Source organism: Microbacterium sp. nov. GSS16, assembly GCF_028198145.1.
In the GTDB taxonomy this organism is placed as follows: Bacteria; Actinomycetota; Actinomycetes; order Actinomycetales; family Microbacteriaceae; genus Microbacterium.
This window is the reverse complement of the sequence record NZ_CP116338.1, coordinates 2,862,187-2,889,028: the sequence shown is the minus strand read 5'-3', so window position 1 is coordinate 2,889,028 and position 26,842 is coordinate 2,862,187. Positions and strand designations below refer to the sequence as shown.

25 protein-coding genes and 1 tRNA gene are annotated in these 26,842 nt (G+C 70.0%); 18 read left to right on the top strand and 8 right to left on the bottom strand.

The genetic code is table 11. The features are described from left to right. Positions 1–120 precede the first annotated feature (120 nt). From PGB26_RS13780 to PGB26_RS13770, 3 genes are read left to right on the top strand one after another with little or no spacing between them, the layout of a single operon-like run. Positions 121–1,710 (top strand): cytochrome ubiquinol oxidase subunit I, encoded by a 1,590-nt coding sequence (locus PGB26_RS13780; protein ID WP_271638255.1) that lies wholly within the window; start codon positions 121–123, stop codon positions 1,708–1,710. Positions 1,711–1,733: 23 nt separating this feature from the next. Beyond that, entirely contained in the window at positions 1,734–2,771 is a 1,038-nt protein-coding gene (cydB, locus tag PGB26_RS13775) for a cytochrome d ubiquinol oxidase subunit II (protein ID WP_271638254.1), read from the top strand. A 22-nt stretch (positions 2,772–2,793) separates the two neighbouring features. After that, positions 2,794–3,390, top strand: coding sequence for a gamma carbonic anhydrase family protein (locus PGB26_RS13770; RefSeq protein ID WP_271638253.1), 597 nt, complete (start codon positions 2,794–2,796; stop codon positions 3,388–3,390). 106 nt (positions 3,391–3,496) lie between these two features. On the opposite strand, the gene gdhA is transcribed toward PGB26_RS13770, so the two are convergent. Both gdhA and PGB26_RS13760 read right to left on the bottom strand, forming a co-directional pair. Next, entirely contained in the window at positions 3,497–4,801 is a 1,305-nt protein-coding gene (gene gdhA, locus PGB26_RS13765) for an NADP-specific glutamate dehydrogenase (protein WP_271639694.1), read from the bottom strand. Positions 4,802–4,993: 192 nt separating this feature from the next. Further along, the gene (locus tag PGB26_RS13760) at positions 4,994–7,657 is read right to left on the bottom strand and encodes a phosphoenolpyruvate carboxylase (protein WP_271638252.1); all 2,664 of its coding nucleotides are present in this window, start codon (positions 7,655–7,657) and stop codon (positions 4,994–4,996) included. Positions 7,658–7,714: 57 nt separating this feature from the next. Between PGB26_RS13760 and PGB26_RS13755 the strand changes: the two genes are divergently transcribed. Then, complete coding sequence (locus PGB26_RS13755) at positions 7,715–8,890, top strand: Na+/H+ antiporter NhaA (RefSeq protein ID WP_271638251.1); 1,176 nt, start codon at positions 7,715–7,717, stop codon at positions 8,888–8,890. A 4-nt stretch (positions 8,891–8,894) separates the two neighbouring features. Beyond that, the gene (locus PGB26_RS13750; protein ID WP_271638250.1) at positions 8,895–9,716 is read left to right on the top strand and encodes a MazG nucleotide pyrophosphohydrolase domain-containing protein; all 822 of its coding nucleotides are present in this window, start codon (positions 8,895–8,897) and stop codon (positions 9,714–9,716) included. A gap of 217 nt (positions 9,717–9,933) precedes the next feature. On the opposite strand, the gene PGB26_RS13745 is transcribed toward PGB26_RS13750, so the two are convergent. Further along, on the bottom strand, positions 9,934–10,272 hold the full coding sequence (locus PGB26_RS13745) for a type II toxin-antitoxin system PemK/MazF family toxin (RefSeq protein WP_271638249.1): 339 nt from the start codon (positions 10,270–10,272) through the stop codon (positions 9,934–9,936). Then, entirely contained in the window at positions 10,256–10,483 is a 228-nt protein-coding gene (locus PGB26_RS13740) for a hypothetical protein (RefSeq protein ID WP_271638248.1), read from the bottom strand. Before PGB26_RS13740 ends, PGB26_RS13745 begins: the two co-directional genes overlap by 17 nt. A gap of 77 nt (positions 10,484–10,560) precedes the next feature. On the opposite strand from PGB26_RS13740, the gene PGB26_RS13735 reads away from it, so the two are divergent. Continuing rightward, entirely contained in the window at positions 10,561–11,868 is a 1,308-nt protein-coding gene (locus PGB26_RS13735; RefSeq protein WP_271639693.1) for a histidine--tRNA ligase, read from the top strand. Positions 11,869–11,890: 22 nt separating this feature from the next. On the opposite strand, the gene PGB26_RS13730 is transcribed toward PGB26_RS13735, so the two are convergent. Next, positions 11,891–12,400, bottom strand: coding sequence for a VOC family protein (locus PGB26_RS13730; protein WP_271638247.1), 510 nt, complete (start codon positions 12,398–12,400; stop codon positions 11,891–11,893). A gap of 80 nt (positions 12,401–12,480) precedes the next feature. On the opposite strand from PGB26_RS13730, the gene PGB26_RS13725 reads away from it, so the two are divergent. Then, positions 12,481–13,251: an AraC family transcriptional regulator gene (locus tag PGB26_RS13725; RefSeq protein ID WP_271638246.1), complete on the top strand. Its 771-nt coding sequence runs from the start codon at positions 12,481–12,483 to the stop codon at positions 13,249–13,251. A 172-nt stretch (positions 13,252–13,423) separates the two neighbouring features. Here PGB26_RS13725 and PGB26_RS13720 read toward each other — a convergent pair whose 3' ends face one another. Both PGB26_RS13720 and PGB26_RS13715 read right to left on the bottom strand, forming a co-directional pair. After that, positions 13,424–14,653: an APC family permease gene (locus PGB26_RS13720; protein WP_271638245.1), complete on the bottom strand. Its 1,230-nt coding sequence runs from the start codon at positions 14,651–14,653 to the stop codon at positions 13,424–13,426. 41 nt (positions 14,654–14,694) lie between these two features. Beyond that, on the bottom strand, positions 14,695–15,177 hold the full coding sequence (locus PGB26_RS13715) for a DUF4442 domain-containing protein (RefSeq protein WP_271638244.1): 483 nt from the start codon (positions 15,175–15,177) through the stop codon (positions 14,695–14,697). A gap of 98 nt (positions 15,178–15,275) precedes the next feature. Between PGB26_RS13715 and PGB26_RS13710 the strand changes: the two genes are divergently transcribed. From PGB26_RS13710 to PGB26_RS13670, 9 genes are all read left to right on the top strand, one after another. Continuing rightward, a complete protein-coding gene (locus tag PGB26_RS13710) occupies positions 15,276–15,626 on the top strand; it encodes a GntR family transcriptional regulator (protein WP_271638243.1) in 351 nt (116 codons plus the stop codon). Continuing rightward, complete coding sequence (locus PGB26_RS13705; protein WP_271638242.1) at positions 15,623–16,666, top strand: DUF1648 domain-containing protein; 1,044 nt, start codon at positions 15,623–15,625, stop codon at positions 16,664–16,666. The genes PGB26_RS13710 and PGB26_RS13705 overlap by 4 nt, the downstream gene beginning before the upstream one ends. Further along, a complete protein-coding gene (locus PGB26_RS13700) occupies positions 16,659–17,660 on the top strand; it encodes a CPBP family intramembrane glutamic endopeptidase (protein ID WP_271638241.1) in 1,002 nt (333 codons plus the stop codon). Before PGB26_RS13705 ends, PGB26_RS13700 begins: the two co-directional genes overlap by 8 nt. Before the next feature lie 66 nt (positions 17,661–17,726). Further along, positions 17,727–18,389, top strand: a complete 663-nt coding sequence (locus PGB26_RS13695; RefSeq protein WP_271638240.1) for an O-methyltransferase — start codon at positions 17,727–17,729, stop codon at positions 18,387–18,389. Between the two features lie 97 nt (positions 18,390–18,486). Beyond that, positions 18,487–19,767, top strand: a complete 1,281-nt coding sequence (gene eno / locus PGB26_RS13690) for a phosphopyruvate hydratase (RefSeq protein WP_271638239.1) — start codon at positions 18,487–18,489, stop codon at positions 19,765–19,767. Between the two features lie 42 nt (positions 19,768–19,809). Beyond that, complete coding sequence (locus PGB26_RS13685) at positions 19,810–20,331, top strand: FtsB family cell division protein (RefSeq protein ID WP_271638238.1); 522 nt, start codon at positions 19,810–19,812, stop codon at positions 20,329–20,331. 35 nt (positions 20,332–20,366) lie between these two features. Continuing rightward, positions 20,367–20,900, top strand: coding sequence for a DUF501 domain-containing protein (locus tag PGB26_RS13680; RefSeq protein ID WP_271638237.1), 534 nt, complete (start codon positions 20,367–20,369; stop codon positions 20,898–20,900). After that, a complete protein-coding gene (locus PGB26_RS13675) occupies positions 20,897–22,261 on the top strand; it encodes a S8 family peptidase (RefSeq protein WP_271638235.1) in 1,365 nt (454 codons plus the stop codon). The genes PGB26_RS13680 and PGB26_RS13675 overlap by 4 nt, the downstream gene beginning before the upstream one ends. A 20-nt stretch (positions 22,262–22,281) precedes the next feature. Continuing rightward, the gene (locus PGB26_RS13670) at positions 22,282–23,823 is read left to right on the top strand and encodes an NAD(P)/FAD-dependent oxidoreductase (RefSeq protein WP_271638233.1); all 1,542 of its coding nucleotides are present in this window, start codon (positions 22,282–22,284) and stop codon (positions 23,821–23,823) included. 282 nt (positions 23,824–24,105) lie between these two features. Here the strand turns inward: PGB26_RS13670 and PGB26_RS13665 are convergent. After that, positions 24,106–24,178, bottom strand: a tRNA-Leu gene (locus tag PGB26_RS13665). 47 nt (positions 24,179–24,225) lie between these two features. Between PGB26_RS13665 and PGB26_RS13660 the strand changes: the two genes are divergently transcribed. Together PGB26_RS13660 and PGB26_RS13655 are read left to right on the top strand one after the other, a co-directional pair. Continuing rightward, positions 24,226–25,464, top strand: a complete 1,239-nt coding sequence (locus tag PGB26_RS13660) for an amino acid deaminase/aldolase (RefSeq protein WP_442922991.1) — start codon at positions 24,226–24,228, stop codon at positions 25,462–25,464. Beyond that, positions 25,461–26,774, top strand: coding sequence for a D-arabinono-1,4-lactone oxidase (locus PGB26_RS13655; protein WP_271638232.1), 1,314 nt, complete (start codon positions 25,461–25,463; stop codon positions 26,772–26,774). The genes PGB26_RS13660 and PGB26_RS13655 overlap by 4 nt, the downstream gene beginning before the upstream one ends. The last annotated feature ends 68 nt before the right edge of the window (positions 26,775–26,842 follow it).

Below are 26,842 nucleotides of genomic sequence, written 5' to 3'. Positions count from 1 at the left end.
GTCCGGCTCCTCGATTCTACTCCTTGTCGAATTTGTTCTATCGTGTGTCGAAGAAGTTCTACGAGGCGTAGAATAGTCATGGCGGAATCGACCGCCATCCTTCGCGAACGGAGAAACCGCGTGGACGTTCTCGACATCGCCCGCTGGCAGTTCGGCATCACGACCGTCTATCACTTCCTGATGGTGCCGCTGACGCTCGGCCTCGGCATGATGGTCGCGATCATGCAGACCCGCTGGGTGCGCACAGGAGACGAGAAATTCCTGCGCATGACGAAGTTCTGGGGCAAGGTCTACCTGATCAACTTCATCGTCGGCGTTGCGACCGGTCTCGTGCAGGAGTTCCAGTTCGGCATGGCGTGGAGCGAGTACTCCCGCTTCGTCGGCGACGTCTTCGGCGCCCCGCTCGCCATGGAGGGGCTGCTCGCCTTCTTCGTCGAGTCGACCTTCCTCGGCATCTGGATCTTCGGCTGGGGTCGCCTGCGCAAGGGGCTGCACCTCGCCGCGCTGTGGTGCGCCGTCGTCGGCTCGTGGATCTCGGCGTTCTTCATCATCGTCGCGAACTCCTGGATGCAGCACCCGGTCGGCGTCGAGCTCGGCGCCGACGGACGCCCGGTGATGACCGACGTGTGGGCCGTGCTCACCAACAACACCGCGATCGCCGCGTATACGCACACGATCTTCGGCGCCCTCGTCGTCGCCGGCATGTTCCTGCTCGGCATCTCCTGGTACCACCTGTGGCGGCGCCGCCACGACGGCATCGACTCGGTCGACGAGACCGGTCGCGTGATCGTCGGGCAGGCGGATGCCGTGGCAGGACGCGACAAGAAGGACCACGGCGTGTGGATCTGGTCGCTGCGCTTCGGCGCGGTCGTGGCCATCGCCGGATTCCTCGGCACCGTGGCATCCGGAGACATCCAGGGCAAGCTCATGTACGAGCAGCAGCCGATGAAGATGGCGGCCGCGGAAGCCGCCTGCCACACCGGCTCGGCGTTCTCGGTGCTCTCCCTCGGTGACCCGGGATCGAAGGACTGCTCCGATGTCATCACGCTCATCGAGATCCCCGGTGTGCTCGGCTTTCTCGGCACGGGGGAGTGGGGCGCCGAGATGCCCGGTATCAACGACCTCGAGCCGCAGTACGTCGACCAGTACGGCAAGACGATCCCCGATGACGCGCTCTACGGCGACATGGCCGGCACCGACGTGCAGTACGTGCCCGTGATGTGGGTCACCTACTGGGGCTTCCGGCTCATGATCGGCCTGGGCGGAGTGGTCGCCTTCGGCGGCGTGGTCGCGCTGTGGCTGACCCGCAAGGGCACCGTGCCCCGCTCGCCCTGGATCATGCGCCTCGCGCTGCTCGGCATCGTCGCGCCGTTCGCGGCGAACATCGCCGGCTGGATCTTCACCGAGCTGGGCCGCCAGCCCTTCGTCGTCGCACCGAACCCCGATGCGACCGGCGTCGACGGGGTGTTCATGTTCACCGCGGCGGCCGTCTCGCCCGGCGTGACCGCAGGGGAGCTGCTGTTCTCGGTGATCACCCTCAGCGCCGTGTACGGCGTGATGCTCGCGATCGAGCTCTACCTGATGGTGAAGTACGTCCGCGGCGGCGTGGCCGCCTCGATGCCCGAGCTCGCCGCAGTCGGGCATCCGGATGACGACGATGACCGACCCGATCCCGACCGACGCGACGACGTGCTCGCCTTCGCATACTGACCGGCCCGAGAGGAACTGAGGAAATGGAACCGCTTCCCGTCGTCTGGTTCATCGCGATCGCCGTGCTGTGGACCGGCTACCTGCTGCTCGAGGGCTTCGACCTCGGCGTGGGCATGCACATGGTCTTCTCCACCCGATCCGAACGCGACCGTCGTGTGATGCTCAACACCATCGGCCCGGTCTGGGACGGCAACGAGGTGTGGCTGATCACCGCGGGGGCCGCGATGTTCGCCGCGTTCCCCGCCTGGTACGCCTCCCTCTTCTCGACCCTGTACGTGCCGCTGACGATCACCCTGGTCGGTCTCATCGTGCGAGCGGTCGGCATCGAGTACCGCGGCAAGGTGCACACCGAGCGCTGGCGCACGGTCTGGACCTGGATGATCGGACTCGGCTCGCTCATCGTCGCGTTCTGCATCGGCGCTGCGCTCGCCCTGACCTCGACGGGCCTGCCCATCGACGCCAACGGCGACCGCGTCGGCGGGCCGTTCGTCTGGCTGACGGTTCCCGCCGTGCTCGGCGGGCTCGCGGTGGTCGGCTTCGCGCTGCTGCACTCGGCGACGTTCCTCGGCCTGAAGGCCGACGGGCCGGTGCGCGAGCGGGCCGGGCGGTTCGCGGCGCGCTGGGCGCCCGCGTGCATCGCGCCTGCTGCCGTATGGGCGATCTGGGTGCAGCTGGCACACGGCGGCAACGTGTTCGCCTGGACTCTCATCGTCTGCGCCGTGCTGGCCGCCGTTTTCGGCTGGCGGGCGGCGCAGGTGCGTCGCGAGGGCCGTGCGTTCATCGGCTTCGCCGGGTTCGGTCTGTTCGGCGCCGCGGCGATCTTCGCGGGCATGTTCCCCGTGCTGCTGCCGTCGACGGTGGATGCCGCGTTCGACCTCACCGTGTGGAACGCCGCCAACGGGCCCTACACGCTCGGCGTGATGACGGTCGTTGCCGCCGTGTCGCTGCCGGTGATCCTGCTCTATCAGGCGTGGAGCTACTGGATCTTCCGCAAGCGGGTGACCCCGGGCATGATCCCCGAGGTGCACATCGTGCTGCCGGCGGTGCTGCGCGCCCGCTGACGCGCGGGGCTAGTCTGGCCGCATGATGTACGAGCACCTCGGGGCTCGGCCCCGCATCCACGACACCGCCGTCGTGGCACCGACCGCTGTGATCTCGGGCGACGTGCAGATCGGCCCGAATTGTCAGGTGCTGCACGGCGCCGTGATCACCGCCGAGGGCGGGCCGATCACACTGGGCGAGCACGTGATCGTAATGGAGAACGCGCTCATCCGGGCCACCGCGGCCGACGCGGTGCACATCGGCGATCACACCCTCGTCGGCACCCTGGCCAGCATCGCGGGTGCGACCATCGGCGAGGAGGTGTTCCTGGCATCCGGTGCCCGCGTGTTCAACGGTGCGCTGGTCGGCCCGCGCTGCGAGGTTCGGGTCAACGCGATCGTCCAGCGCCGCGCCGTGCTGCCGGAGGGCGGTGTCGTCCCGATCGGGTGGGTCGCCGTCGGCGATCCAGCGCGGCTGCTGTCGCCGGACCAGGCGGACGAGATCGCGGCCGCGATGCCGGCCCTCGACTTCCCCGGACACGTCTTCGGCGTCGACCGCGACACCCCCGACCTGATGGTGCAGCTCACCGAGCGTTATGGCAGCTCGCTGGCCAGGCACGCCGACGACCGGCGGCTCTGACCCGCCTCCTCCCGCGAGAAACCACCTTCCGCGTGAGAAACGCGCTCGCGCGTGGTTTCTCGTGCAGAAGGTGGTTTCTCAGCGAAGGGTCGCGGCGGGGCTGCGGTCAGATGACGCCCTGCGCGAGCATCGCGTCGGCGACTCGCTCGAAGCCCGCGATGTTCGCACCCGCGACGTAGTCGCCGGGGGTGCCGTAGCGCTCGGCGGCGCGGAACGAGGCATCGTGGATGTCGGCCATGATGTCGCGCAGCTTCTGCTCGCTGTTCGCGAAGTTCCAGCGCTGACGCGAGGCGTTCTGGCTCATCTCCAGAGCAGACGTCGCCACACCGCCGGCGTTCGCCGCCTTGCCCGGCGCGAAGAGCACCTCGGAGTCCTGGAACGCGCCGACGGCCTCGGGGGTCGACGGCATGTTCGCGCCCTCGGCGACGGCGCGCACGCCGTTGGCGATGAGCATGCGGGCCGAATCCTCGTTCAGCTCGTTCTGCGTGGCCGAGGGCACGGCGATGTCGACCGGGATCTCCCACACGTTGCCGCCCTCGACGAAGCGAGCGCCGGGGCGACGGTTCGCGTACTCGACGATACGGCCGCGCTCGACTTCCTTGATCTGGCGCAGCAGAGCGAGGTCGATGCCGGCGTCGTCGACGATGTAGCCGGAGGAGTCGGATGCTGTGATCGCGCGCGCCCCGAGCTGGGTGGCCTTCTCGATCGCGTAGATCGCGACGTTGCCCGAGCCGGACACGGACACGCGCTTGCCCTCGAGGCTCTCGCCGTGCACCGCGAGCATCTCCTGCACGAAGAACACCGCGCCGTAGCCGGTCGCCTCGGTGCGCACCTGAGCGCCGCCCCAGCCGATTCCCTTGCCGGTGAGGATGCCCGACTCGTGACGGTTGGTCATCTTGCGGTACATGCCGAACAGGTAGCCGATCTCACGGCCGCCGACGCCGATGTCGCCCGCGGGGACGTCGGCGTGCTCGCCGATGTGGCGGAACAGCTCGCTCATGAACGACTGGCAGAAGCGCATGACCTCGGCGTCGCTCTTGCCGTGCGGGTCGAAGTTCGAGCCGCCCTTGCCACCGCCGATGCCCTGCCCGGTGAGCGCGTTCTTGAAGATCTGCTCGAAACCGAGGAACTTGATGATCGAGATGTTCACCGAGGGGTGGAAGCGCAGACCGCCCTTGTACGGGCCGAGAGCGGAGTTGTACTGCACGCGGTATCCGCGGTTGACCTGCAGCCTGCCGGCGTCGTCGGTCCACGGCACGCGGAAGATGACCTGGCGCTCGGGCTCGACGAGACGCTCGAGCACGCCCTGGTCGAGGTACTTGGGGTGGCGCTCGAGGACCGGTCCGATCGAGTGCAGCACCTCGTGCACCGCCTGGTGGAACTCCGGCTCATTCGGGTTGAGGCTGCGCACCGCGTCGAAGACGGGCTGGGCGGCATCGCTGAGCGGATGGAAGTCGGCAGTGTTCTCTGTCACGCGGGAAGCTTTCTGGTGGGGGATGGAAGGGCGCGATCGTATCGCGTGATGCTTCGCCGGATCAGGCAGGAGCCTTCACTTTAGCTGGCGATCAGCGCCGCCTCCGACGAGAAGTCGCAGGGGATGCTATCACCCGGTGTTCTGCAGGCCGGCCGCGACTCCGCTGACTGAAAGCAGCAGCAGACGCTGCAGATCGGGGTCGGTGTCGCCCTGGATGTCGGAGCGCAGCGCGCGCAGGGCACGCAGCTGCAGCAGCGACAGCGCGTCGACGTAGGGCGTGCGCAGCTGCACGGCGCGCTGCAGCACGGGCTTGTTGCCCAGCAGCTGCTCGCCGCCGGTGAGACGGATCACCCAGTCGCGGGTGAGGGCGAGCTCGTCGAGCACGATCTTCGCGAGGTTATCGCGGTCGCCGAGCGAGAGGTACTCGCGAGCGATGCGCTCGTCGGTCTTCGCCAGACTCATCGCGACGTTGTCGATCATGGTGCGCAGCAGCGGCCAGTCCCGGTACGCCTCGATCAGCCGTGCCTCGTCGCCCACGGCATCCAGCGCCGTCCCCAGCCCGAACCACCCGGCGAGGTTGATCCGCGCCTGCGTCCACGCGAACACCCACGGGATCGCGCGCAGATCCTCGAGCGACTCCACCGACAGGCCGCGTCGGGCCGGGCGCGAGCCCAGCGCGAGCAGTCCGATCTCCTCCATCGGTGTGACGGTGGCGAACCAGGGCGCGAATCCGTCGGCGGCGACGAGCGAGAAGAACCGCTCGCGCGAGGCGGCATCCATCGTCTGCGCGACGTCGGCGAACCGCTCGGCGGCGCCGCTGGTGCGCTGCTCGACGGTGGGCGAGGAGGCGAGCAGCGTTGCCGCGGCCACCTGGTCGATGTGGCGCATCGCGATAGCCGGCTCGCCGTAGCGGGCGAAGATGACCTCGCCCTGCTCGGTGAGCTTGAAGCGACCGTCGACCGAGTGTGGCGGCTGCGCGAGGATGGCGGAGTTGGCGGGCCCGCCGCCGCGGCCGAGCGCACCGCCGCGGCCGTGGAACAGGGTGAGACGGATGCCCGACTCCTTCGCCCACAGGGCGATCTGCCGCTGAGCCTCGTAGAGCGCGAGGTTGGCGGCGACCGGGCCGACGTCCTTGGAGGAGTCGGAGTAGCCGAGCATGACCTCGAGCCGGTCGCCGGTCGCGTCGAGGCGGGCGCGGAACTCGGGAAACTGCACGACCTCGGCGAGGATCGCCGGGGCCGCCTGCAGGTCGGCGAAGGTCTCGAACAACGGCACGACGTCGAGCACGGGCGCGTCCTCGCCCAGGGCGTATACCGCGAGGCGGTGCACGTTGGCGAGATCCTGCGCGGACTGCGTGAACGAGACCACGTAGCGGCCGGCGGCGCGCAGGCCGTAGCGGCGCTGGATGTCGGCGACCGCGCGGAAGACATCGAGCACCTCCTCGGTCTGTGCGCTGAGCTCGCCGCCGGCGTCGAGCTCGGCGAGAGCCTGCCGGTGCACCTTGGAGTGCTGACGCACCTCGAGCTCGGTGAGGTGGAATCCGTACGTCTCCACCTGCCAGATCACGTGCTGCATGCCGCCGAACGCGTGGCGGCGCGCCCCGGCATCCGCCAGCGACGACTGCACGGCGCGCAGGTCGGCGAGCAGCTCCTCGGGCGCGCGGTAGCCGCCGTCCTGCTCGGTGCGGGTGGCGTGCACGCGGTGCACGAGCGCGAGCATCACGCGGCGGTGCGGCTCAGACGGCGAGCGGGTCGCGATCTCTTCGGCGAGCTCCGGATGCTCGTCGGCGAAACGCTGCCAGATGGCGCTGACCTGCTCGCTGGGCGGGGTGTCGGCGGCGTCGAGCGTGAGCGTGCGGCCGATCCGGTCGAGTGCCCGCTCGAGCCCGCGCAGCACGTGCTCGGACGCGATCTGCGCGGCCTCCCTCGTGACCGCGGCGGTGACGAAGGGGTTGCCGTCGCGGTCGCCGCCGACCCACGAGCCGACCCGCACGAACGCCGGCACGACGGGCGCGCTCGCGCCGGACTCACCACCGCGCAGCGCGTCGTCGATACGGCGGTACACGTGCGGCACCGTGCTGAACAGGGTCTCGTCGAAGACTCCCATCACGGTGCGCACCTCGTCAGTGGGGGTGGGCTTCTGGGCACGCAGGGGAGCGGTGCGCCACAGCGTGTCGATCTCCTCGAGCATCCGGCGGCGGGCGCGCTGCTCGTCGGCGCCGCCCTCGCTCGCGGCATCGTGCTCGGTGAGCAGCTCGGACAGGCGCCGGATGCTGCCCGACACCGCACGTCGGCGGGCCTCGGTGGGGTGGGCGGTGAACACCGGGTGGAAGCGCAGCTCGGCGAGGCGCTCGCGAGCGGCATCCTCCCCGACCTCCTTCGTCAGCTGGGCGAAGGCGGTCGCGACGGTGTCGGTCGCGCCCTCGCGGGGCTGACCGGAGCGCTCGCGCAGGATGCGCACGCGCTGGTGCTCCTCGGCGAGGTTGACGAGATGGAAGTAGCAGGTGAAGGCGCGGGCGACCTCGTCGGCTCGCTCGATCGTGAAGGAGTCGGCGATCTCTGCGGCGCGATCGAATGCCGCTCCGTCCCCGTCGGCATCGGATGCCTGGATCGTCGCGAGCCGCAGCCGCTCCACATCCTCGAAGAGGCCGGCGCTGCCCGACTCGCGCAGCACCTGCCCGAGCAGGGCGCCGAGCATCCTGACATCCGCGCGCATCGCGTCGGGAATGCCGTGGGAGGCTTCGAATCGGGTGATGACGCGGATGGCTTCGGTGTTCGTGGGCTCGAGCGACATGCTTCGAGCGTAATCCGCCCGAACGCGGCCGCTGTTCCCTGTGACAGAGTGGAGGGGATGCGAATCTCGGACAATCCCCTTCGTGGCCAGCAGTTCCCCGCGGCGCTTCTTCTCGCGGCCGCGGCGCTCGGCCTGCTGCTGGCGAACCTCGCCACCCACGACGGGATCGCCGAAGTGCTGCATGCGCACATCGTCATCCCGGGCACCGGTCTCGACCTGTCGATCGAGGAGTGGGTGGCCGACGGGCTGCTCGCGATCTTCTTCCTCGTCGTCGCGATCGAGCTGCGGTACGAGCTCACGCACGGCGAGCTGGACTCGCCGCGCAAGGCCGTGCAGCCGGCGATCGCAGCCACGGGCGGCGTGATCGTGCCGATCGCGATCTACCTGCTGATCGCGGGCCCTGCGACCGGCGCGGGCACTGCTGTCGGCTGGCCGATCCCCACTGCGACCGACATCGCCTTCGCGCTCGGCGTGCTCGCGGTGTTCGGCAAGGGCCTGCCGGCGGCGGTGCGCGTGTTCCTGCTCGCCCTCGCGATCCTTGACGACATCATCGGCATCATCTTCATCGCGGTCCTCTTCGCGCACGACGTGAACTGGCTGATGTTCGCGCTCGCCGTCGCATGCGTCGCGGTGTTCGCGGTGCTCAGCCGGGTCGTGGCGAAGAACAGCTCGTCCGGCATCGCCGTGCTGATGGGTGTGCTCGGCGTGATCGCCTGGGGGTTCATGGCGCTCTCCGGCATCCACGCGACGATCGCCGGCGTGATGCTGGGACTGGCGATGTCGCCCGCGCCGGCCGAGAAGACGAGGCACGCGCTCGAGCCGACCGTCAACGGCGTCATCCTCCCGGTCTTCGCGTTCGTCGCGGCGTTCGTCGTCATCCCGCAGGTGTCTCCCACCGAGCTCTCCCCGGCGTTCTGGGGCATTCTCATCGCGCTGCCGGTCGGCAAGATCATCGGCATCGGCATCTTCGGGTGGTTGAGCATGCAGCTGCGTCCGAAGGGCACCGAGCCGGCGCTGCGGCTGCCCGACATCCTCGCCGCAGGCACCCTGGGCGGCATCGGGTTCACCGTCTCGCTGCTGCTCGCGAACCTCGCCTTCGCCGATGATGGCGGGATCCGCGATCAGGCGATCCTCGGCGTGCTGGGTGGTTCGCTGATCGCGCTGGTGCTCTCGGCCATCGTCGTCACCGCGCGAGCGCGCTCGTACCGCCGTCTCGCCGCAGCGGTGGAGTGAGCCGATGACCGATCCGCTCAGCGAGCCCGATGGGCTGCGCGCCGCCGCCGAGACGATGCGTCAGGTGCGCGAGCGGTGCGTCTGGTCGCAGCGGATCACGCATCGCGACCTCGTCCCCTACCTCATCGAAGAGGCGCACGAACTCATCGACGCCGTCGAGCGCGACGACCGCGCCGAGATGCGCGAAGAGCTCGGCGACCTGCTGTGGCAGGTGCTGTTCCACGCGGCGATCGCCGCGCAGAACGCGTCGGAGCCGTTCGACATCGACGACGTGGCACGTGGACTGACCGAGAAGATGGTGCGCCGGCATCCGCACGTCTTCGGCGACGCCGTCGCGACCACGCCGGAGGAGGTGCTCGTGCACTGGAACGCGGCCAAGGCGGCCGAGAAGCGCGAGCGTCGCAGCGTGCTCGACGGTGTGCCGGCCGGGATGCCCGCACTCGCCCGCGCACAGAAGGTGCTCGGGCGCGCAGCTCGCGTGGCACCTGCGCCTGCCCCATCCTGGGTCCCTGCTGCCTGTCCTGAGCCTGCCGAAGGGCCTGCCACATCTTGGGTCCCTGAGCCTGTCGAAGGGCCTGCCGAATCCTGGGTCCCTGAGCCTGTCGAAGGGCCTGTCGAACCCTGGGGCCCTGAGCCTGCCGAAGGGTCTGTCCCACCTTGGGTCCCTGAGCCTGCCGACGGGCCGGCATCCGAAGCCGAGCTGGGTGACGCTCTGCTCGCTCTCGTGGCGGTCGCGCGTGAACATGGCTGGGATGCCGAGCGCGCGCTGCGCGAGCGCCTGCGCCTGCTGGAGTCCGAGGTCCGCGCCGCCGAGCCCGGCGACTGACGTCGACTGTCCCACGTCGGCCGCGTGCCGCGTGCCGCGTGCCTCGCGTCGAGCCTGACGGGGAGCCAGAAGCCGGTTCCGGACGGCGAATGACCGGCGTCTCGCTCCTCGCCTGGCTGCATGGCGCGAGCCGGTGCTGTCCGGGAGCTGGATGTCGGTTCCGAGGCCGGGATGACCGGCATCTGGCTCCTCGCCGGGCGCTCAGCCCGCGGCGTGCTCACAAAGCCAGGTGATCCCTGAGCCAACTCCGGATCTGCAGGAAGGTCGCGTCGTCCACCCGACCGAGGTCACGGTGCAGTCGGTCGCGTGAGACGACGCGCAACTGCTCCGTCATCGCCCAGGACGGCACCGGAAGGCCGCTGACCGGAACGTGATTCGGCCAGCGACGGTGCACAGATGTGATGGGCACGATGATGGCGAGCGTGTCGACCACCTGAAGGTAGCCAGCGCCGGCGACGACCACCGCGGGGCGACGGCCGGCCTGCTCGCGGCCCACCGTCGGGTCGGGGTTCATCCAGACGATGTCACGCGGTGCGAGTTCATGCTTCAGTGGCACGATCCCACCACTCGGTCTCCTCGCGGTAGCTCTGCCATTCCTCCGGAGTGGTCTTGGACATGGCCTCGCGCAGCTGCTCGAAGCGGTGAGCCCGCAGCTCTCGCTCCAGCAGCTTCTCCAGGTACGAACCGATGGTGCTGTTCTCGGCGCGGGCCTGTTCTTTGAGTCGGTCCCGCAATTCGGTGGAGACCTTGATGGTCGTCACAGTCATACCTTAAGTATACCGATTCGCATACTCCTCAGACCTGGAAAGATGGACGGGTGGCAACCGTGAACCCGCCGCGCGGAATGCGCGACTTCCTCCCCGCTGACAAGGCCCGTCGTGAGCGCGTGCTCGCCGTCATCCGCGAGCGCTACCGCGCGCATGGCTTCGACGAGATCGAGACGCCCGTCGTCGAGGAGCACCTGCGCCTGCACGCCGGGATGGGTGGTGACAACGAGAAGCTGTCGTACAGCATCCTGCGCCGCGGCCTCGACGCCGACGGCATCCGCGCTGCGGCCGACGACCCCGCCGCACTCAGCGATCTCGGCCTGCGCTACGACCTCACCGTGCCGCTCGCACGTTTCTACGCGACCAACCGCGGCCAGCTGCCGACGGTCTTCCGCGCGATCCAGATCGGACCGGTCTGGCGGGCCGAGCGCCCGCAGAAGGGCCGCTACCGCCAGTTCGTGCAGTGCGACATCGACATCATCGGCGACGACTCCGCCCGTGCCGAGGCCGAGCTGATCGTGGCGTCCATCGACACCGTCGACGCACTCGGTCTTGAGGGTGGCATCGTGCGCGTGAACGACCGCCGCGCCCTGGATTGGATGCTCGACAGCTTCGGCTTCACCGAGGACGAGCGCCCCGGCGTGCTCATCACGATCGACAAGCTCGACAAGATCGGGCCCTCGGGTGTCGCCGCCGAGCTGCGCGAGCGGGAGGTCACTGCCGCGGCTGTCGATCAGTTCGAGGCGTTCCTGAGTCGTCCGCAGACCCTGGAACACAACCCGTACGGCGAGCGACAGATCCGCAAGGCCCTGCCCGAGGGTGCCCCCGACGAGATCGTCGCGCACCTCGTCTCGCTCGGAGAGGCAGTCACCGCCGCGCGCCCTTCGACAGGCCCTTCGGCAAGCTCAGGACAGGTCGCAGAGACCGAGTTCGGGGGAGAGTCGCCGCTGGTCTACGACCCGTTCCTCGTGCGCGGCATGGGCTACTACACCGGCACGATCTTCGAGCTCGCCCACCCGTCGGTGGACTACTCGCTGGGCGGCGGCGGTCGCTACGACGGCATGATCGGCCGCTTCCTCGGCCAGCAGGTGCCGGCTGTGGGCTTCTCGATCGGCTTCGAGCGCATCATCGATCTGGTCGCCGATGTCGAGGCCGAGGCGGCGCAGGCCGTCGTGCTCGTGCACGACGCCGACGTGCCGGTGGCCGAGCTGCTGGCGCACAAGTCGGCGCTGCTGCGCGACGGCGTCGCACGCGTTCGCCTCGAGCGCCGACCCAAGAACATGAAGGCGCTGCTGGAGCGCGCGGCGGCCGACGGCTACACCGGATTCGCGGCACTGCGCTCCGGCGACACCGTCGGCTCGCTCGAGGTCAAGCCGCTGTCCTGAGTCCAGGCCTTCGGCGGGTGGATCAGCCCTGCTGTGCGGCCCATTCCGCGACGCGTGCCGCGGACTCCTCTTCCGAGAGATCCTCGATGCGGGTCATCACCGACCAGCGCACGCCGAACGGGTCTCGGATGCTGGCGAACCGGTCACCCGAGACGAAGTCCGACGGCGCTTCGCGCACGGTCGCCCCGGCCTCGACGGCGCGGGCGACGACGGCATCCACATCGGGCACATAGAGGCCCATCGAGTAGCAGTCGTCGTCACCCTGCGGCGGCGCGACCAGGTGATACGTCGGATTCGGCTCTCCGAGCTGCAGCATCCCCGCACCGAAGTCGAGGTCCGCGTGCACGACGACGCCGTCGAATTCGGTGACGTCGACGACGCGCGCGCCGAAGACGTCGCGGTAGAAGGCGATGGCGGCGACGGCGTTCGGAATCGCGAGGAAGGGCGTGAGCGACGTCGACCCGTTGGGGCGTCCGTCGGTGGTGTGCGTGCCGGTGAGGCCGGCCGTGCCGGTCATGTCTGAAGTGGTCATGACTCGACGGTATGCAGGGCACCGCAGGCCGCACTTGAAGATTCGCGACAATCCGGCACGGCGTGCGTAGTGTTCGATGCGTGATCGATGCACGACGCGGGGTGCTCTTCCCCGACCGGATGCCGCGGTTCCACCGGGTCCCGCCGACGCCTGCCGCCGCCGAGCTGGTGGCCTGGTTCTGGATTCCCGAGTGGAATCTTCCGCGGGGCGAGACCTCGCGCCAGGAGGTCGTGGCGTATCCGGCCCTGAACCTCGTGATCTCGTCCGAGGGAGTTCAGCTGGCGGGGCCGACGACACGTGCCACCCACCGCGACCTGCGCGGAAGAGGCTGGGCGGTGGGTGCTGTGCTGAGGCCGGCTGGTGCAGCCGCGCTCACCGCAGAACCCGCCGCGCTGCGTGACGCCGACCTGATGATCGATGCGCCGGCGCTGGTCGACGAGGTCTCAGCGGCGATGGCGGGCGATGACCAGCACGCCCGTGCCGCCGAGGTCGTCTCGCGCTGGCTCGCCCAGCAGAAGGGCGCGGTGACGGATGCCGACGTCCAGGCGAATGCGATGTCTCAGCTTCTGATGACCGATTCGGGCATCCGCACGGCGGAACAGGCAGCGGCACGGCTGGCCGTGTCGCTGCGCACGCTGCAGCGCATGGCGCATCGGTACGTGGGGATGCCGCCGCTCGCGATGATCCGTCGCCGCCGAGTGCAGGAGGCGGCTCAGCGACTGCGGGACGACCCTGCAGCCGATCTGAGTGCCCTCGCCGCCGACCTCGGCTACGCCGATCATGCCCACCTGACGACGGATTTCCGCAGCGTGCTCGGCATGCCCCCGAGCTCGTACCGCGAGCGGATCTGAATCAGCCGTCGCCGAGGAAGGCGAACACACCAGCGGAGGTGGATTCCCCGGAGATCGGCCTGCGCCCGCGTGTTCGCCTGCACTCACGTGGCGTACGCCCCGGCGCCGCGCCGCCCGGGAAACCTGCACCCGCGTGGCGCGCGCCTCGATCGTCGCTGCTTCCCCGTGGCGCTCAGCGCGCGGCGAGGCTCAGCCGCAGCATCCGGTAGCCGACGCCGGCGAGCACGACACCGGTGCCGATCAGCGAGGCGACCGCGGGCAGCGTAGAGACGAGCAGCAGGCATCCGAGCGCGCCGACCACCTGCAGCAGGCGCGGGTAGCGGCGGGCGGATCCCCTCTGGCGGAACGCCGCGGCGTTCGCGATCAGGTAGTACAGCAGCACGCCGAACGACGAGAAGCCGATCGCGCCGCGCAGGTCTGCGATGAGCACGATGCCGATGACGATCAGTGCGATCGTGATCTCGGCACGCTGCGGCACCTGCCAGCGGCTGTCGATGTGTGCCAGAAAGCGGGGCAGGTCGGCTTCGCGTCCCATCGCGAGGGCGGTGCGGCCGATGCCGGTCAGCAGGGCCAGCAGCGCGCCCAGCGATGCCGTGGCCGCGGCGACGCGCACGACCTGTTCGGATCCCGTCCAGCCGGAGGCAGCCACGACGTCGGCGATCGGGTGCGCGCTGCCGATGACATGCGCTCCCAGCGTGCGCATGACCGCGAGTGCGACCAGGACGTAGACGACGACGGCGCCGCCGAGCGCCAGCACGATCGCGCGCGGGATGTTCCACGCGGGGTCGGCGACCTCTTCGCCCATGGTCGCGATGCGCGCGTACCCGGCGAAGGCGAAGAAGAGCAGTCCTGCGCCCTGCAGGATGCCGTAGGCGGTGGCGTCAGGCAGGGGAGCGGGCGCTGCCTCGGATGCCGTGGCGAAGCCCGCCGCGACGACGACCGCCAGGCCGATCAGCGTGATCACCACGAGGATCCGCGTGAGCAGTGCGGTGCGGGTGATGCCGAAGCAGTTCACGACCGCGAGTGCCGCGACGGCGATCACGGCGACCGGTGTGCGCCACGCCTCGGGTGCGGCGTACGCGGCGAACGTCATCGCCATCGCCGCGCAGCTGGCGATCTTGCCGATGACGAAGCACCAGCCGGCGATGAATCCCGACCACGGGCCGATCTCGGCGCGCGCGTACGCGTAGGTTCCGCCCGCGACCGGGTGCACCGCCGCCAGCTGTGCCGACGCGGTGGCGTTGCAGAACGCCACCACCGCAGCGATCCCCAGGGCGATGAGGATGCCTGAGCCGGCGACCCCGAGCGCCGGCGCCCACACAGCGAACACGCCCGCGCCGATCATCGAGCCGAGGCCGATCGCGACGGCGTCGGTGAGAGTCAGGCGGCGGGCGAGGGGCATCCGCTCATCGTGCCACCGGATGGTGAACAGCGGGTGTCACGTCACGCGGTCGAGCCCGTCATCGACGCCGTGACGCGCCTCTTCTCGCGCACGTACACCTCGCGCCGCACCCGTGCGACCACGTCGCCGTCGCCATCTCTGATCTCGGTCTCGAACCATTCGAGCACCTTCGCGCCGCCGCGGGCGCGCTCGCGCAGCTCCTGCGCCTTCTCCGGCGAGACGTGGAAGTGCGCGGTCAGCACGCCGCGTCCCGGCTTGACGAACTCGATCTCGCCTCGGGTGTCCCACACCACGTAGTCGCGCCCGAGCTGGTGCATCACGAGCATGAAGAAGTACGGGTCGGTCATCGCCGACATCGATCCGCCGAACGCCGTCTTGACGTAGTTGCGGGTGAAGACGTTCACGTGCAGCTCGACGGTGGCGTGCGTCCAGTCGTCGCTGAAGCGGCGCACGCGGATGCCGCTGAAGAGATTCGGGATCCACAGGCTCATGCCGATGGCGAGACGTCGGGGGGTGATGCGCATGTGGGCCAGTCTGCCGGTCGTGTCGCCGCGAGGTGAGATCGCCTGGATGTCACCCACAATTGTTCTATTTGTATTAGAATAAACGCGTTGGAGGTGTCATGCTCATCCGGATCGACCCAGAGAGCGCACGCCCGCTGTTCGAGCAGATCGCGGCGTCGGTGCGCGGCGACGTGCTGATCGGGCGGCTGCGCCCCGGAGACCGGCTGCCGCCGGCCCGTGAACTCGCCGCGGCGGCCGAGGTGAACGTGCACACCGCGCTGCGTGCCTATCAGGAGCTGCGTGACGAAGGACTGGTCGACCTGCGGCGCGGCCGCGGCGCCGTGATCTCGGCATCCGCCGCGCCCCTCGCCGGTCTCGCCGACGAGATCACCGCACTCGTGCGGCGCGGTGCCGCGCTCGGTGTCACCCCCGCGACTCTCGCCGCCCTCATCAAGGAGATGGACTCATGATCGAATCCGACACGCAGACCGACATCGGCCGAGCACGACGCTCGCTCATCGTCGTCGGCCTGGTGATTCCCGCCGTCCTGACGGCGGTCGCGCTTGCGCTCATCGCCGTGTGGATGCCCGAGCTGCCCGACCCCGCGGCGACGCACTGGAGCGCCGGGGGCGTGGACGGATACGGCCCACCTGCCACCTACCTGTGGCTCGCCGTGGCCATCGGGTTCGGCCTTCCGCTGCTGCTGGTCACGGTCACGCTCACCATGGCGCGGCAGCAGTGGGGTGTGACGGCGCGGTTCCTCGGCGCGCTCGCCCTCGGACTGTCGGGCTTCAGCGCGGTGACCACGGCAGGCTCGACGTGGCTGCAGCGCGGGCTGTCCGACGCCGCCGACGCGGCGGACGTGCTGCCCGTGCTCGTCAGCGCGTTCTGCGCTCTGCTGCTGCTCTCGGCTGCCGGATGGGTGCTGCAGCCCGACGTCGAGGCCACCGGGCCGGTGACGCTGAAGAGCACGCGGCTGCCGTCCATCTCGCCGGGGGAACGGGTCGTCTGGATGGGAACGGCGAACATCGCGCGCGCGGGTGTCCTGATCATCGGAATTACCTGCGTCGTGCTGGTCGGAGTGACCGCGGTCATGCTGCTGCAGGCAGCCGATCGGGCGTGGATCCCGCTGCTCGTGCTCGTCGTGGTCGCTCTCGCGCTCGCGGCGACGGCATCCTTCCGCGTGCGCGCGGGCGCCGTCGGGCTGGTCGTGCGCTCCCAGCTCGGATTCCCGCGTCTGCACGTGCCGCTCGATGAGATCACGTCGGTGCGTGCGATCGAGTGCCACCCCTTCGCCGAGTTCGGCGGAGTGGGCTGGCGCGTCGGCCTGGACGGCCGCACCGGTATCGTGCTTCGCACGGGCCCCGCGATCGAGATCGCCCGCCGCGGCAAGGGCGCGGTCGTGGTGACGGTGGACGGGGCCGAGGTGGGGGCGGCCACGCTACAGGCGCACATCGACCGCGGCGCCTCCGGCGTGCACGACGCGAGAGACGGAGACCGAGATGAGTGAGACGCAGGACTTCCCGCGGGCCGACGAGCGGATGCCGCGCATCCCCCTCCGGGTGATCATCGCCTTCATCGTGCTGGCGGTCGGCCTGGCCTGGCTGGTCGCGCTCCCGCTGTGGCTCGGCGACGGTCTCGCCGAGGCGTTCGCGGGGGTGCTGCTGGTCGTGACGATGTACACGCCGGCTCTCGCGCTGCTGATCGTCCTGGTGACGATGCGGCCGATCCCGACGGGACAGCGACTGCGCTTCCTCGGCATGTGGCCCTTGCGGCCGGCGAAGCGCGTGATCGGGATGAGCGTGCTCGGACTGTTCGGCCCGGTCGTCGTCGTGATCGCGGCCATGCTGCTCGCGGTGGCGTTCGGCTGGCTGCAGGCCGACTTCGCCGGGCTCTCCGGCTTCTCGCAGATGCTGGCGCAGAGTCTGCCCGCCGGAGTCGAACTCCCCTCACCATGGCTGCCGCTCGCCGTGCAGCTCGCCTCCATCCCGTTCGCCGCCGCGACGATCAACGCCCTCGCGGCCTTCGGCGAAGAGGTCGGCTGGCGAGGATTCCTCGTGCCGGCGCTGCGCCGGTACGGCACCTGGCCCGCGCTGCTGATCAGCGGCGTCGTCTGGGGGCTGTGGCACTCGCCCCTGATCCTGCTCGGCTACAACTTCGGCCGCACCGACCTCACGGGGGTGCTGCTGATGACCGCCGGATGCACGGTGTGGGGCGTTCTGCTGGGCTGGCTGCGCCTGCGCAGCGCCTCGATGTGGCCGGCGGTGTTCGCCCACGGCGCGCTGAACGCCAGCGTGGGGCTGCCCGTGCTGTTCCTGGCGGCGGGCGCCGAGTACGATCCCGCGCTGTCGACGGCGCTCGGTGTCTCGGGCTGGATCGTCGGCGCCGTCGTGATCGTCGTGCTGCTGGTGACAAGTCAGTTCCGCCGGCAGCCGGCGCTCGCAGAGCGCAGGCCGCCGAAGTATCCGGCATCCACCCTGCCGCCGGTCCAGCCCCCCGCGTGATCCGGACGGCGGCTCGACACGGCCCCACCGCTTGACCGGGCGCGGCCCGACGGTTTGGCTGGGCACATGACCGAATCCACTCCGCAGAACTGGCGCAGGGCCGACGACTACCTGGCCGAGACCCTCGTCGGGCCCGATGAGGGTCTCGAGGCGGCACTGCAGGCGCAACGGGCCGCCGGGATGCCCGAGATCGAAGTCGCGCCCGTGGCGGGCAAGCTGCTGAACCTGCTGGTGCGCATCAGCGGCGCACAGCGCGTGCTCGAGATCGGAACCCTCGGCGGGTACTCCACGATCTGGATGGCCCGCGCCGTCGGCGACGCCGGCCGAGTCACGACGATCGAGGCCGAGGCCGCCAATGCCGCGGTGGCGCGCGCGAGCATCGACGCGGCCGGGGTGGGGGAGCGGGTCGACATCCGCATCGGCCGGGCGGCCGACGTGCTGCCCACCCTGGTCGGCGGGTTCGACTTCGTCTTCATCGACGCAGACAAGGAATCCAACACGATCTACCTCGACTGGGCTGCCCGGCTCGGGCATCCCGGCACCGTCGTCGTCGTCGACAACATCGGGCGCAGCGGCGACATCGCCGACGCCGAGAGCACCGACCCGATGGTGGTCGGCACACGCGACGGGCTCCGGATGCTGGGCGAGGACCCCCGCTTCGATGCGACCGCCCTGCAGACGGTGGGCATGAAGGGCTGGGACGGCTTCGCGCTGGCCGTCGTCGTCTGACACGCACACGAGTGGTGAGAACCGGCATGGCTAGACTGAAACGCGGATCGACGTCGCTCCACCACCACCCTTCCCTCCCTTTCGAAGGAGCACTTCTGTGGCACTGATCGAGGCTGTAGGCGCACGCGAGATTCTCGACTCGCGCGGAAACCCGACCGTCGAGGTGGAGGTGCTCCTCGACGACGGCGTGGTGCAGCGCGCCGCCGTTCCCTCGGGCGCGTCGACCGGCGCCTTCGAGGCGTACGAGCTGCGCGACGGAGACAAGGGCCGCTACGGCGGGAAGGGCGTGCTGAAGGCCGTCGAGGCCGTCATCGACGAGCTGGGCCCCGCCATCGAGGGCGTCGAGGCCAGCGAGCAGCGCATCGTCGACGAGATCCTCAACGAGGTCGACGGCACCGACAACAAGAAGCGCGTCGGCGCCAACGCCATCCTCGGCGTCAGTCTCGCCGTGGCCAAGGCGGCCGCCGACTCGGCCGACCTGCCGCTGTTCCGCTACCTCGGCGGTCCGAACGCGCACCTGCTGCCCGTGCCGCTGTTCAACGTCATCAACGGCGGCGAGCACGCCGACAACGGCATCGACATGCAGGAGTTCTTCCTCGCCCCGATCGGCGCCGACACCTACTCCGAGTCGCTGCGTTGGGGCGTCGAGACCTACCACGTGCTGCGCAGCGAGCTGAAGGCCGCCGGCTACGCCACCGGCCTCGGCGACGAGGGCGGCTTCGCGCCCGACCTGCCCAGCAACCGCGAGGGCCTCGAGTTCCTGATCAAGGCGATCGAGAAGGCGGGCTTCACCCCGGGCAAGGACATCGCGCTCGGCCTGGACGTCGCCGCGACGGAGTTCTTCAACGACGGCGTGTACCGCCTCGACAACAAGGACTGGAGCGGCCCCGAGCTGATCGAGTACTACCAGGGTCTGGTCGCGGACTTCCCGATCGTCACGATCGAGGACGCGCTCGCCGAGGACGACTGGGACAACTGGAAGCAGCTCACCGACGCACTCGGCAGCAAGGTGCAGCTGGTGGGCGACGACCTGTTCGTCACCAACCCGCAGCGGCTCGGCGACGGCATCGCGCGCGGTGTCGCGAACTCGCTGCTGGTGAAGGTCAACCAGATCGGCACCCTGACCGAGACCTTCGACGCGGTCAGCCTCGCGCAGCGCTCGGGCTACACCGCCATGCTCTCGCACCGCTCGGGCGAGACGGAGGACACCACGATCGCCGACCTCGCCGTGGCGACCAACGCGGGTCAGATCAAGACCGGTGCGCCCGCGCGCAGCGAGCGCGTGGCGAAGTACAATCAGCTTCTGCGCATCGAAGAGGAGCTGGGTGACGCCGCGGTCTTCGCGGGCGCATCCGCCTTCCCGCGCTTCCAGGCCTGAGCAGGAGCGCACGCTGATCTGAACGGATGAAGGAGGAGGGGCATGGCCAGACGACCGGCTCCTCCTCCTTCGCCGTCCGTGGCGGCTGCGGATGCGCCCCGTCGCACCTCGGCCGGCCGCACGGTGGATGTGCGCGAGTGGGCCAGCGGCATCCGGCTGTCGGGCTTCGCGGTGATCATGCTGTCGCTCGTCGTGCTGGGCACCTGGGTGCTCGTGCCGACCATCGGAACCTACCTGGGGCAGAAGCAGAAGATCGCCGCGCTCGAGCAGTCGGTGCAGGTGACCGAAGAGCAGATCGCCGACCTCGAGCGCGAGCGCGATCGCTGGAACGATCCGGCCTACATCACCACGCAGGCGCGTGAGCGGCTGTACTACGTCAAACCGGGTGAGGTCGTCTTCCTCGTCGACGATGATCTCGACCCCGCCGATCTGCCGCCCGAGCAGCGGGAGGTCAGCGACCAGCTGAAGGAGCGCCCGTCCGACTGGATGCCGCAGCTGCTGCGGGGCCTGACCGCGGCGGGACTCGCGAAGAACGCCGTCGAGGAGCCGAGCCCGCAGGGGTGAGGGGTGTCACAGCGACCCTCCCGTACCCTGGTGAGGTGACGACACCTCCCTTCCCGACGCCCACCGCAGCAGAGATCGACGTGGTCTCGAGCCAGCTGGGCCGCGCCGCCCGCGGCGTCATCGGCATCGCCGCGCGCTGCGTCTGCGGCAACCCGACCGTCGTGGCCACGGCACCGCGTCTCGACGACGGAACGCCGTTCCCGACGTTCTACTACCTGACGCATCCGGCGGCGACCGCCGCGATGTCGACCCTCGAGGCGACGCAGGTGATGCCGGAGCTGGCCCGGATGCTCGAGGAGGACGCCGACATCGCCGCGGCCTACGGCCGCGCCCACGAGGCGTACCTCGCCGACCGTGCTCAGTTCGGCGACGTGCCCGAGATCGACGGTATCTCGGCGGGGGGCATGCCGACGCGCGTGAAGTGCCTGCACGCGCTCGCCGGGCACGCCCTCGCCGCGGGGCCCGGGGTCAACCCGGTGGGGGATGCCGCGCTCGAGCGCTCCACCTGGTCGCCCGAACGCTGCGCGTGCGTCGACCCCGGCGCTGCGCTGGCGGACCGCGCGTCATGACCGCTCCCCGGATGCTGCGTGGTGTCGCCGTGACTGCGGCGATCGTGGCATCCGCGGTTCTCGCCGCCGTGCCCGCGTCGGCGGCCGGAGCCCAGCCGGCGCCTGTGCTGCAGGTGCCCGCAGAGACGGTGACGCCGGCTGCGCCGCCCATCCCGGACGACCCGAACGATCCGGCTCGGGCGATGGAGTACTGGCTCGACGGGGCCGGGATCCGGCAGGCCTGGAACGTGACCAGGGGCAAGGGCGTGAAGATCGCGGTGATCGACACGGGCATCGGCAAGCCTCCAGTGGTCTTCGACGGTGCGGTGGCCGACGGCACGGACGTGTCGGGCGTCGGCAGCGCGGACGGGCGCACCCCGGTCGGCGTGCGCGACCCCAATCACGGTTCCTGGGTAGCCTCGCTGGCGGCCGGGCGGGGGAACCCCGACGGCACCGGCATGATCGGCGTCGCGCCGGAAGCGCAGCTCCTGTCGGTCTCGCTCGGCTTCCCCGGTTCGTCCTCGACGAAGCCGTTCGTCGACCAGGTGGTGGAGGCCATGAAATGGGCCGTCGACCACGGCGCCGACGTCATCAACCTCTCCTTCACCACCAACACCCTCGACTGGGACCGCAGCTGGGACGACGCGTTCCTGTACGCATTCGAGCACGACGTCGTCGTGATCGTCGCCGCCGGCAACCGGGGCAGCGGCACCTCGATGATCGGCGCACCGGCCACGATCCCCGGGGTGCTGACCGTCGGGGGCGTCGATCAGACCGGGGTCGCCAGCGAGGGGGCATCCACCCAGGGCATCACGATCGGCATCTCCGCGCCGAGCGAATCGCTGCTGGGGGTCTCGGCCGACGGCACGCTCCGATCCTGGGACGGCACGAGCGGCGCTGCACCGATCGTCGCCGGCGCTGCCGCGCTGGTGCGGGCGGCCCACCCCGATCTGGACGCCGCCAACGTGATCAACCGCCTCATCAGAACCGCCGTACCGGTGCCCGAGATGGCCCGCACGCCCGACCCGCTCTACGGTTTCGGTCTGCTGAATGCCGAGGCGGCGGTCACGGCATCCATCCCGCGCGTCTCGAGCAATCCGATGGGCGATCTGAAGGAGTGGATCCGCGTCTACCGCCGCGCGGACGCCCCTGAGCAGCCGGCGACCGAGCAGCCGGCGACGCCGGTCGCCGTGCCGCCGCTTCCCCCCGTCGAGCAGTCGGTCGATGCGGCATCTCCGCTGCTTCCGACCGAGGAGTCGCTGCGATACGGTACCCTGCCGCTGCTGGCCCTCACCGTGCCTGGTATCCTGGTAGCGCTTGGCGTCACCGCAGCTGCCCGGCGCATCCGATCGGAGCGCGGTAGACGCACTCCCACACCCTGACGACGAGGAGTTGTCCCCCTGTGCCTCAGAACAGCACTGCGCCCCGCATTCTGATTGTCGGTGGAGGCTACGCAGGTTTCTACACCGCCTGGAAGCTCGAGAAGCACCTTCGCAAGGGCGAGGCCGACGTGACGATGGTGGACCCGCTGCCGTACATGACGTACCAGCCGTTCCTCCCCGAGGTTGCAGCCGGATCGATCGAGCCGCGCCACGCTGTCGTCACGCACCGTCGTCATCTCAAGACGACCAACGTGATCACCGCCAAGGTGACCGGCATCGACCACGCCAACAAGGTGGCCACGATCACCCCGCCGATCGGCGAGCCGTACGAGTTCGCGTACGACCAGATCGTCGTCACCGCAGGCGCCGTGTCGCGCACGTTCCCGATCCCGGGCATCGCCGACAACGCGATCGGCCTGAAGACCATCGAGGAGGCCGTCGCGGTGCGCGATCGCCTGCTGTCGAACTTCGACAAGGCCGCGGCGATCCCGGCCGGTCCCGAGCGCGACCGCCTGCTGACCGTCGTGGTCGTCGGCGGTGGCTTCGCCGGCATCGAGGCGTTCGCCGAGCTGCGCTCGTTCGCCTCGTCGCTGATCTCGAAGTACCCGCAGCTGTCGTTCGACGACACGCACTTCTACCTCATCGAGGCGATGGGCCGCATCATGCCCGAGGTCTCGCTCGAGACCAGCAAGTGGGTCATGAAGGACCTCGGCAAGCGCGGCGCGTACATTCACCTCGACACCCAGGTGACCAGCGCGGTCGACGGCAACGTCGAGCTGTCGACGGGTGAGGTCATCCCGACCGACCTGATCGTGTGGACCGCCGGTGTCATGGCCAACCCGACCGTCGTGCGCGGTGGCGACCTGCCGACCGAGCAGCGCGGCCGCATCTCGGCGCAGGCCGACCTGCGCGTCGTCGACGCCGAGGGCAACCCCGTCGCGGGTGCGTGGGCCGCCGGTGACGTCGCCGCGGTTCCCGACAAGACCGGCGGCCTCCCCGACGGCACCTGCGTGCCCAACGCGCAGCACGCCGTTCGGCAGGCGAAGCTGCTCGCGAAGAACCTCGTCGCCGTCCTTCGGGGTGAGGGAACGACGGACTACTATCACAAGAACCTCGGCGCGGTGGCAGGTCTCGGCCTGTACAACGGCGTCTTCCAGTCGGGCAAGATCGCGCTCAAGGGCTTCATCGCCTGGGTCGCGCACCGCGGCTACCACGGTCTCGCGATGCCCACGTGGGAGCGCAAGTGGCGCGTGCTGTGGGGCTGGTGGAACAACCTGTGGCTCGGTCGCGACTTCGCGAACCTCGCCGCCGTGCAGCACCCGCGTGCGGCCTTCGAGGAGTTCGCCGCGCGTCCGCGTCCGGCGGCCGCCGAGACCGCGCCGCCCGCCGCACAGAAGGACGCGGCGGAGTCGGATGCCGGCAAGCCGGCCACGTCGGATGCCGCGAAGCCGGCTGACAAGGCCGACGCCGCGAAGCCTGCTGCCAAGAAGCCGGCCGCCAAGAAGCCTGCTGCCAAGAAGCCCGCTGCCAAGAAGCCCGAGAGCGTCGAGACGACGGTCTGACGCGAAGGACTCAGGGTCCGCCCGAGCGAGAGCTCGGGCGGACCCTTTTCCGTGCCCCTGGTTGGGGCTTCTCACCGGCCACTCCACGCGCCGCTGCGCGTCGCGCGGAGCCTCGGGCCGGCGTGGCCCCTGGTCTGGCTTCTCACCCAGTGGCGTCACTGCGTGCCCCCACTGGGATTCGAACCCGTCCCCACCGGCCACTCCACGCGCCGCTGCGCGTCGCGCGGAGCCTCGGGCCGGCGTGGCCCCTGGTCTGGCTTCTCACCCAGTGGCGTCACTGCGTGCCCCCACTGGGATTCGAACCCAGACTGAAGCGTGTTTAAGACGCCTGCCTCTGCCATTGGGCTATGGGGGCCCGCAGTTCAGCCTATCGACGCCTCGGTCGGGTCGTAGGGTGGGGGAGTGCTCGATCTCACCGCAGGCCGGCGTCCGGCATCCGATCCCGACGCGCTCTGGAGCCATACCGACCGGTTCTGGTCGTCGCTGACCGACGCGACCGCCCACCTGCCCGCCCCGGTGGCGGTGATCGACCGGGAGGCTCTGCGCCACAACGCGATGGACCTGCTCGTGCGCGCCGGTGGCATCCCGATCCGGGTCGCGACGAAGTCTGTGCGAGTTCGCGCCGTCATCGATGCTGTGCTCGAGATCCCCGGGTACCGCGGTCTGCTGGCCTTCACCCTCGCCGAGGCGCTCTGGCTCGCCGAGCAGCACGACGACATCGTGCTCGGCTACCCGACCGTCGACCGGGCCGCCCTGGCGCGGCTGCTCGCCGACGAGCGCGCGGCATCCCGCATCACGCTGATGATCGACGACATCGCCCACCTCGACGTGATCGACTCGGTGGCTGGACCGGGATCGAGGCCCGAGGTGCGGGTGGCGATCGACGTCGACGCGTCGCTGCGCTCCCCGTCCCTCGGCCATGTCGGCGTGCGCCGCTCGCCGCTGCACTCGGCTTCGGACGTCGCCGCCTTCGCGCGGCAGGTCGTGCGTCGCCGTGGTTTCCGTCTCGTGGGGCTGCAGATGTACGAGGCGCAGATCGCCGGTCAGGGGGATGCCGCGGGGCCCGACGCCCCGGTGATCCGCATGGTGCAGTCCCGCTCACGCGACGAGCTGCGCCGACGTCGCGCCGAGATCGCCGAGGCGATGACGCAGGTCGCTCCGCTCGAGTTCCTGAACGGAGGAGGAACGGGCTCTCTGGAGTTCACCGGAAGCGACGAGTCGCTCACCGAGGCGACGGCGGGCAGCGGTCTGCTCGCCGGTCATCTCTTCGACGGGTATCGCTCGTTCCGCCCCGCGCCTGCCGCTGCGATCGCCTTCGACGTGGTCCGAAAGCCGACGAACGACATCGCGACCGTGCTCGGCGGCGGCTGGGTCGCGTCAGGCCCGGCCGTGGCATCCCGCCAGCCCCTTCCGGTCTGGCCGGCAGGACTGCACCCCCTGGGGCGGGAAGGCGCCGGCGAGGTGCAGACGCCGCTGCGCGGACGGAGCGCGCGCGATCTGAGCGTGGGCGACCGTGTCTGGTTCCGGCATGCTAAGAGCGGAGAGGGAGCCGAGCGCGTCGAGCGGTACCATCTCGTCTCGGGCGGCACCGTGATCGGCGAGCTGCCCACCTACCGTGGCGAGGGGAAGGCCTTTCTATGACCCGACCGGGCGGAACCTGGCAGAACTGGGGTCGTACCGCGTCGGTGCGCCCGATTCGCGTCGAGCGCCCGCGCTCGCCCGAGGGTGTCCAGCGGTCTGTCGTGGCCGCGGCGCGGCAGGGGCTCACCGTCAAGGCGGTCGGCGCGGGCCACAGCTTCACCGGCATCGCCGCTGCACCGGGTGTGCTGCTCGAGCTCGACGACCTTCAGGGTCTGGTGTCGGCCGACCCGCAGACGGGGCGGGTGACGCTGCTCGCAGGCACGAGGCTGCACCGCATACCCGCTCTGCTGAAGCCCTACGGCCTCGCGATGCAGAACCTCGGCGACATCGACCGGCAGTCGATCAGCGGTGCGATCTCGACGGGCACGCACGGCACGGGCGCCCGCTTCGGCGGCATCGCGACGCAGGTGCGCGGCCTCACCCTGGTGACGGCGGCGGGCGAGTTCCTGCGCATCGACCACGAGCACGACCGCGAGCAGCTGGCGGGAGCAGTGGTGGGTCTGGGCGCCCTCGGCATCGTCGTCGAGGTCACGTTGCAGTGCGTTCCGGCTTTCGTCATGCACGCGATCGACGCCCCAGAGCCGCTCGACGAGACTCTCGGTTCGCTGCGCCAACGCGTGTCGGATGCCGATCACTTCGAGTTCTACTGGCATCCGCACACTGACATCGCGCTCACCAAGACGCAGACGCGACTTCCCGAGTCCGCGCCACGGCACCCCATCCCGCCCATGCGACGCTGGATCGATGAGACGCTGCTGGCGAATGGGGTGTTCGGTGCATTCTGCGCGGTGAGTCGCGCGGTCCCCGCGGTGATCCCGCCGTTCAACAGGCTCGCGGTCACGCTGACCGGTGACGCGGAGTACTCCGATCGCTCGCATCGCGTGCTCGTCCACCACCGCAACGTGCGCTTCCGAGAGATGGAGTACGCGCTGCCGGTCGAGAGTGTCGGGTCGGCGTTCGGCGAGCTGCGCCGGCTCATCGCCGACCGCGGGTGGCGCATCGAGTTCCCCGTCGAGGTGCGCTTCGCCGCCGCCGACGACCTGTGGCTGTCGACCGCATCCGGTCGGGACAGCGCGTACATCGCCGTGCACCGCTACTGGCGCGCGGATCCGCGTGAGTACTTCGACGCGGTCGAGCAGATCATGCTCGCCCACGGCGGCCGCCCGCACTGGGGAAAGCTGCACAGTCTGACCGCCGAGCAGCTGCGCGAACGCTATCCGCGGTTCGACGACTTCGTCGCGCTGCGCGACCGGCTCGATCCCGACCGGCTGTTCGGCAACCGGCACCTCGAGCGCATCCTCGGCGCCTGAGCGCGGCCTGTCGTCCAGCCGACGCGCAGTGATACGCGCATAGGATGGATGTCGGTTCAAGAGGGGGC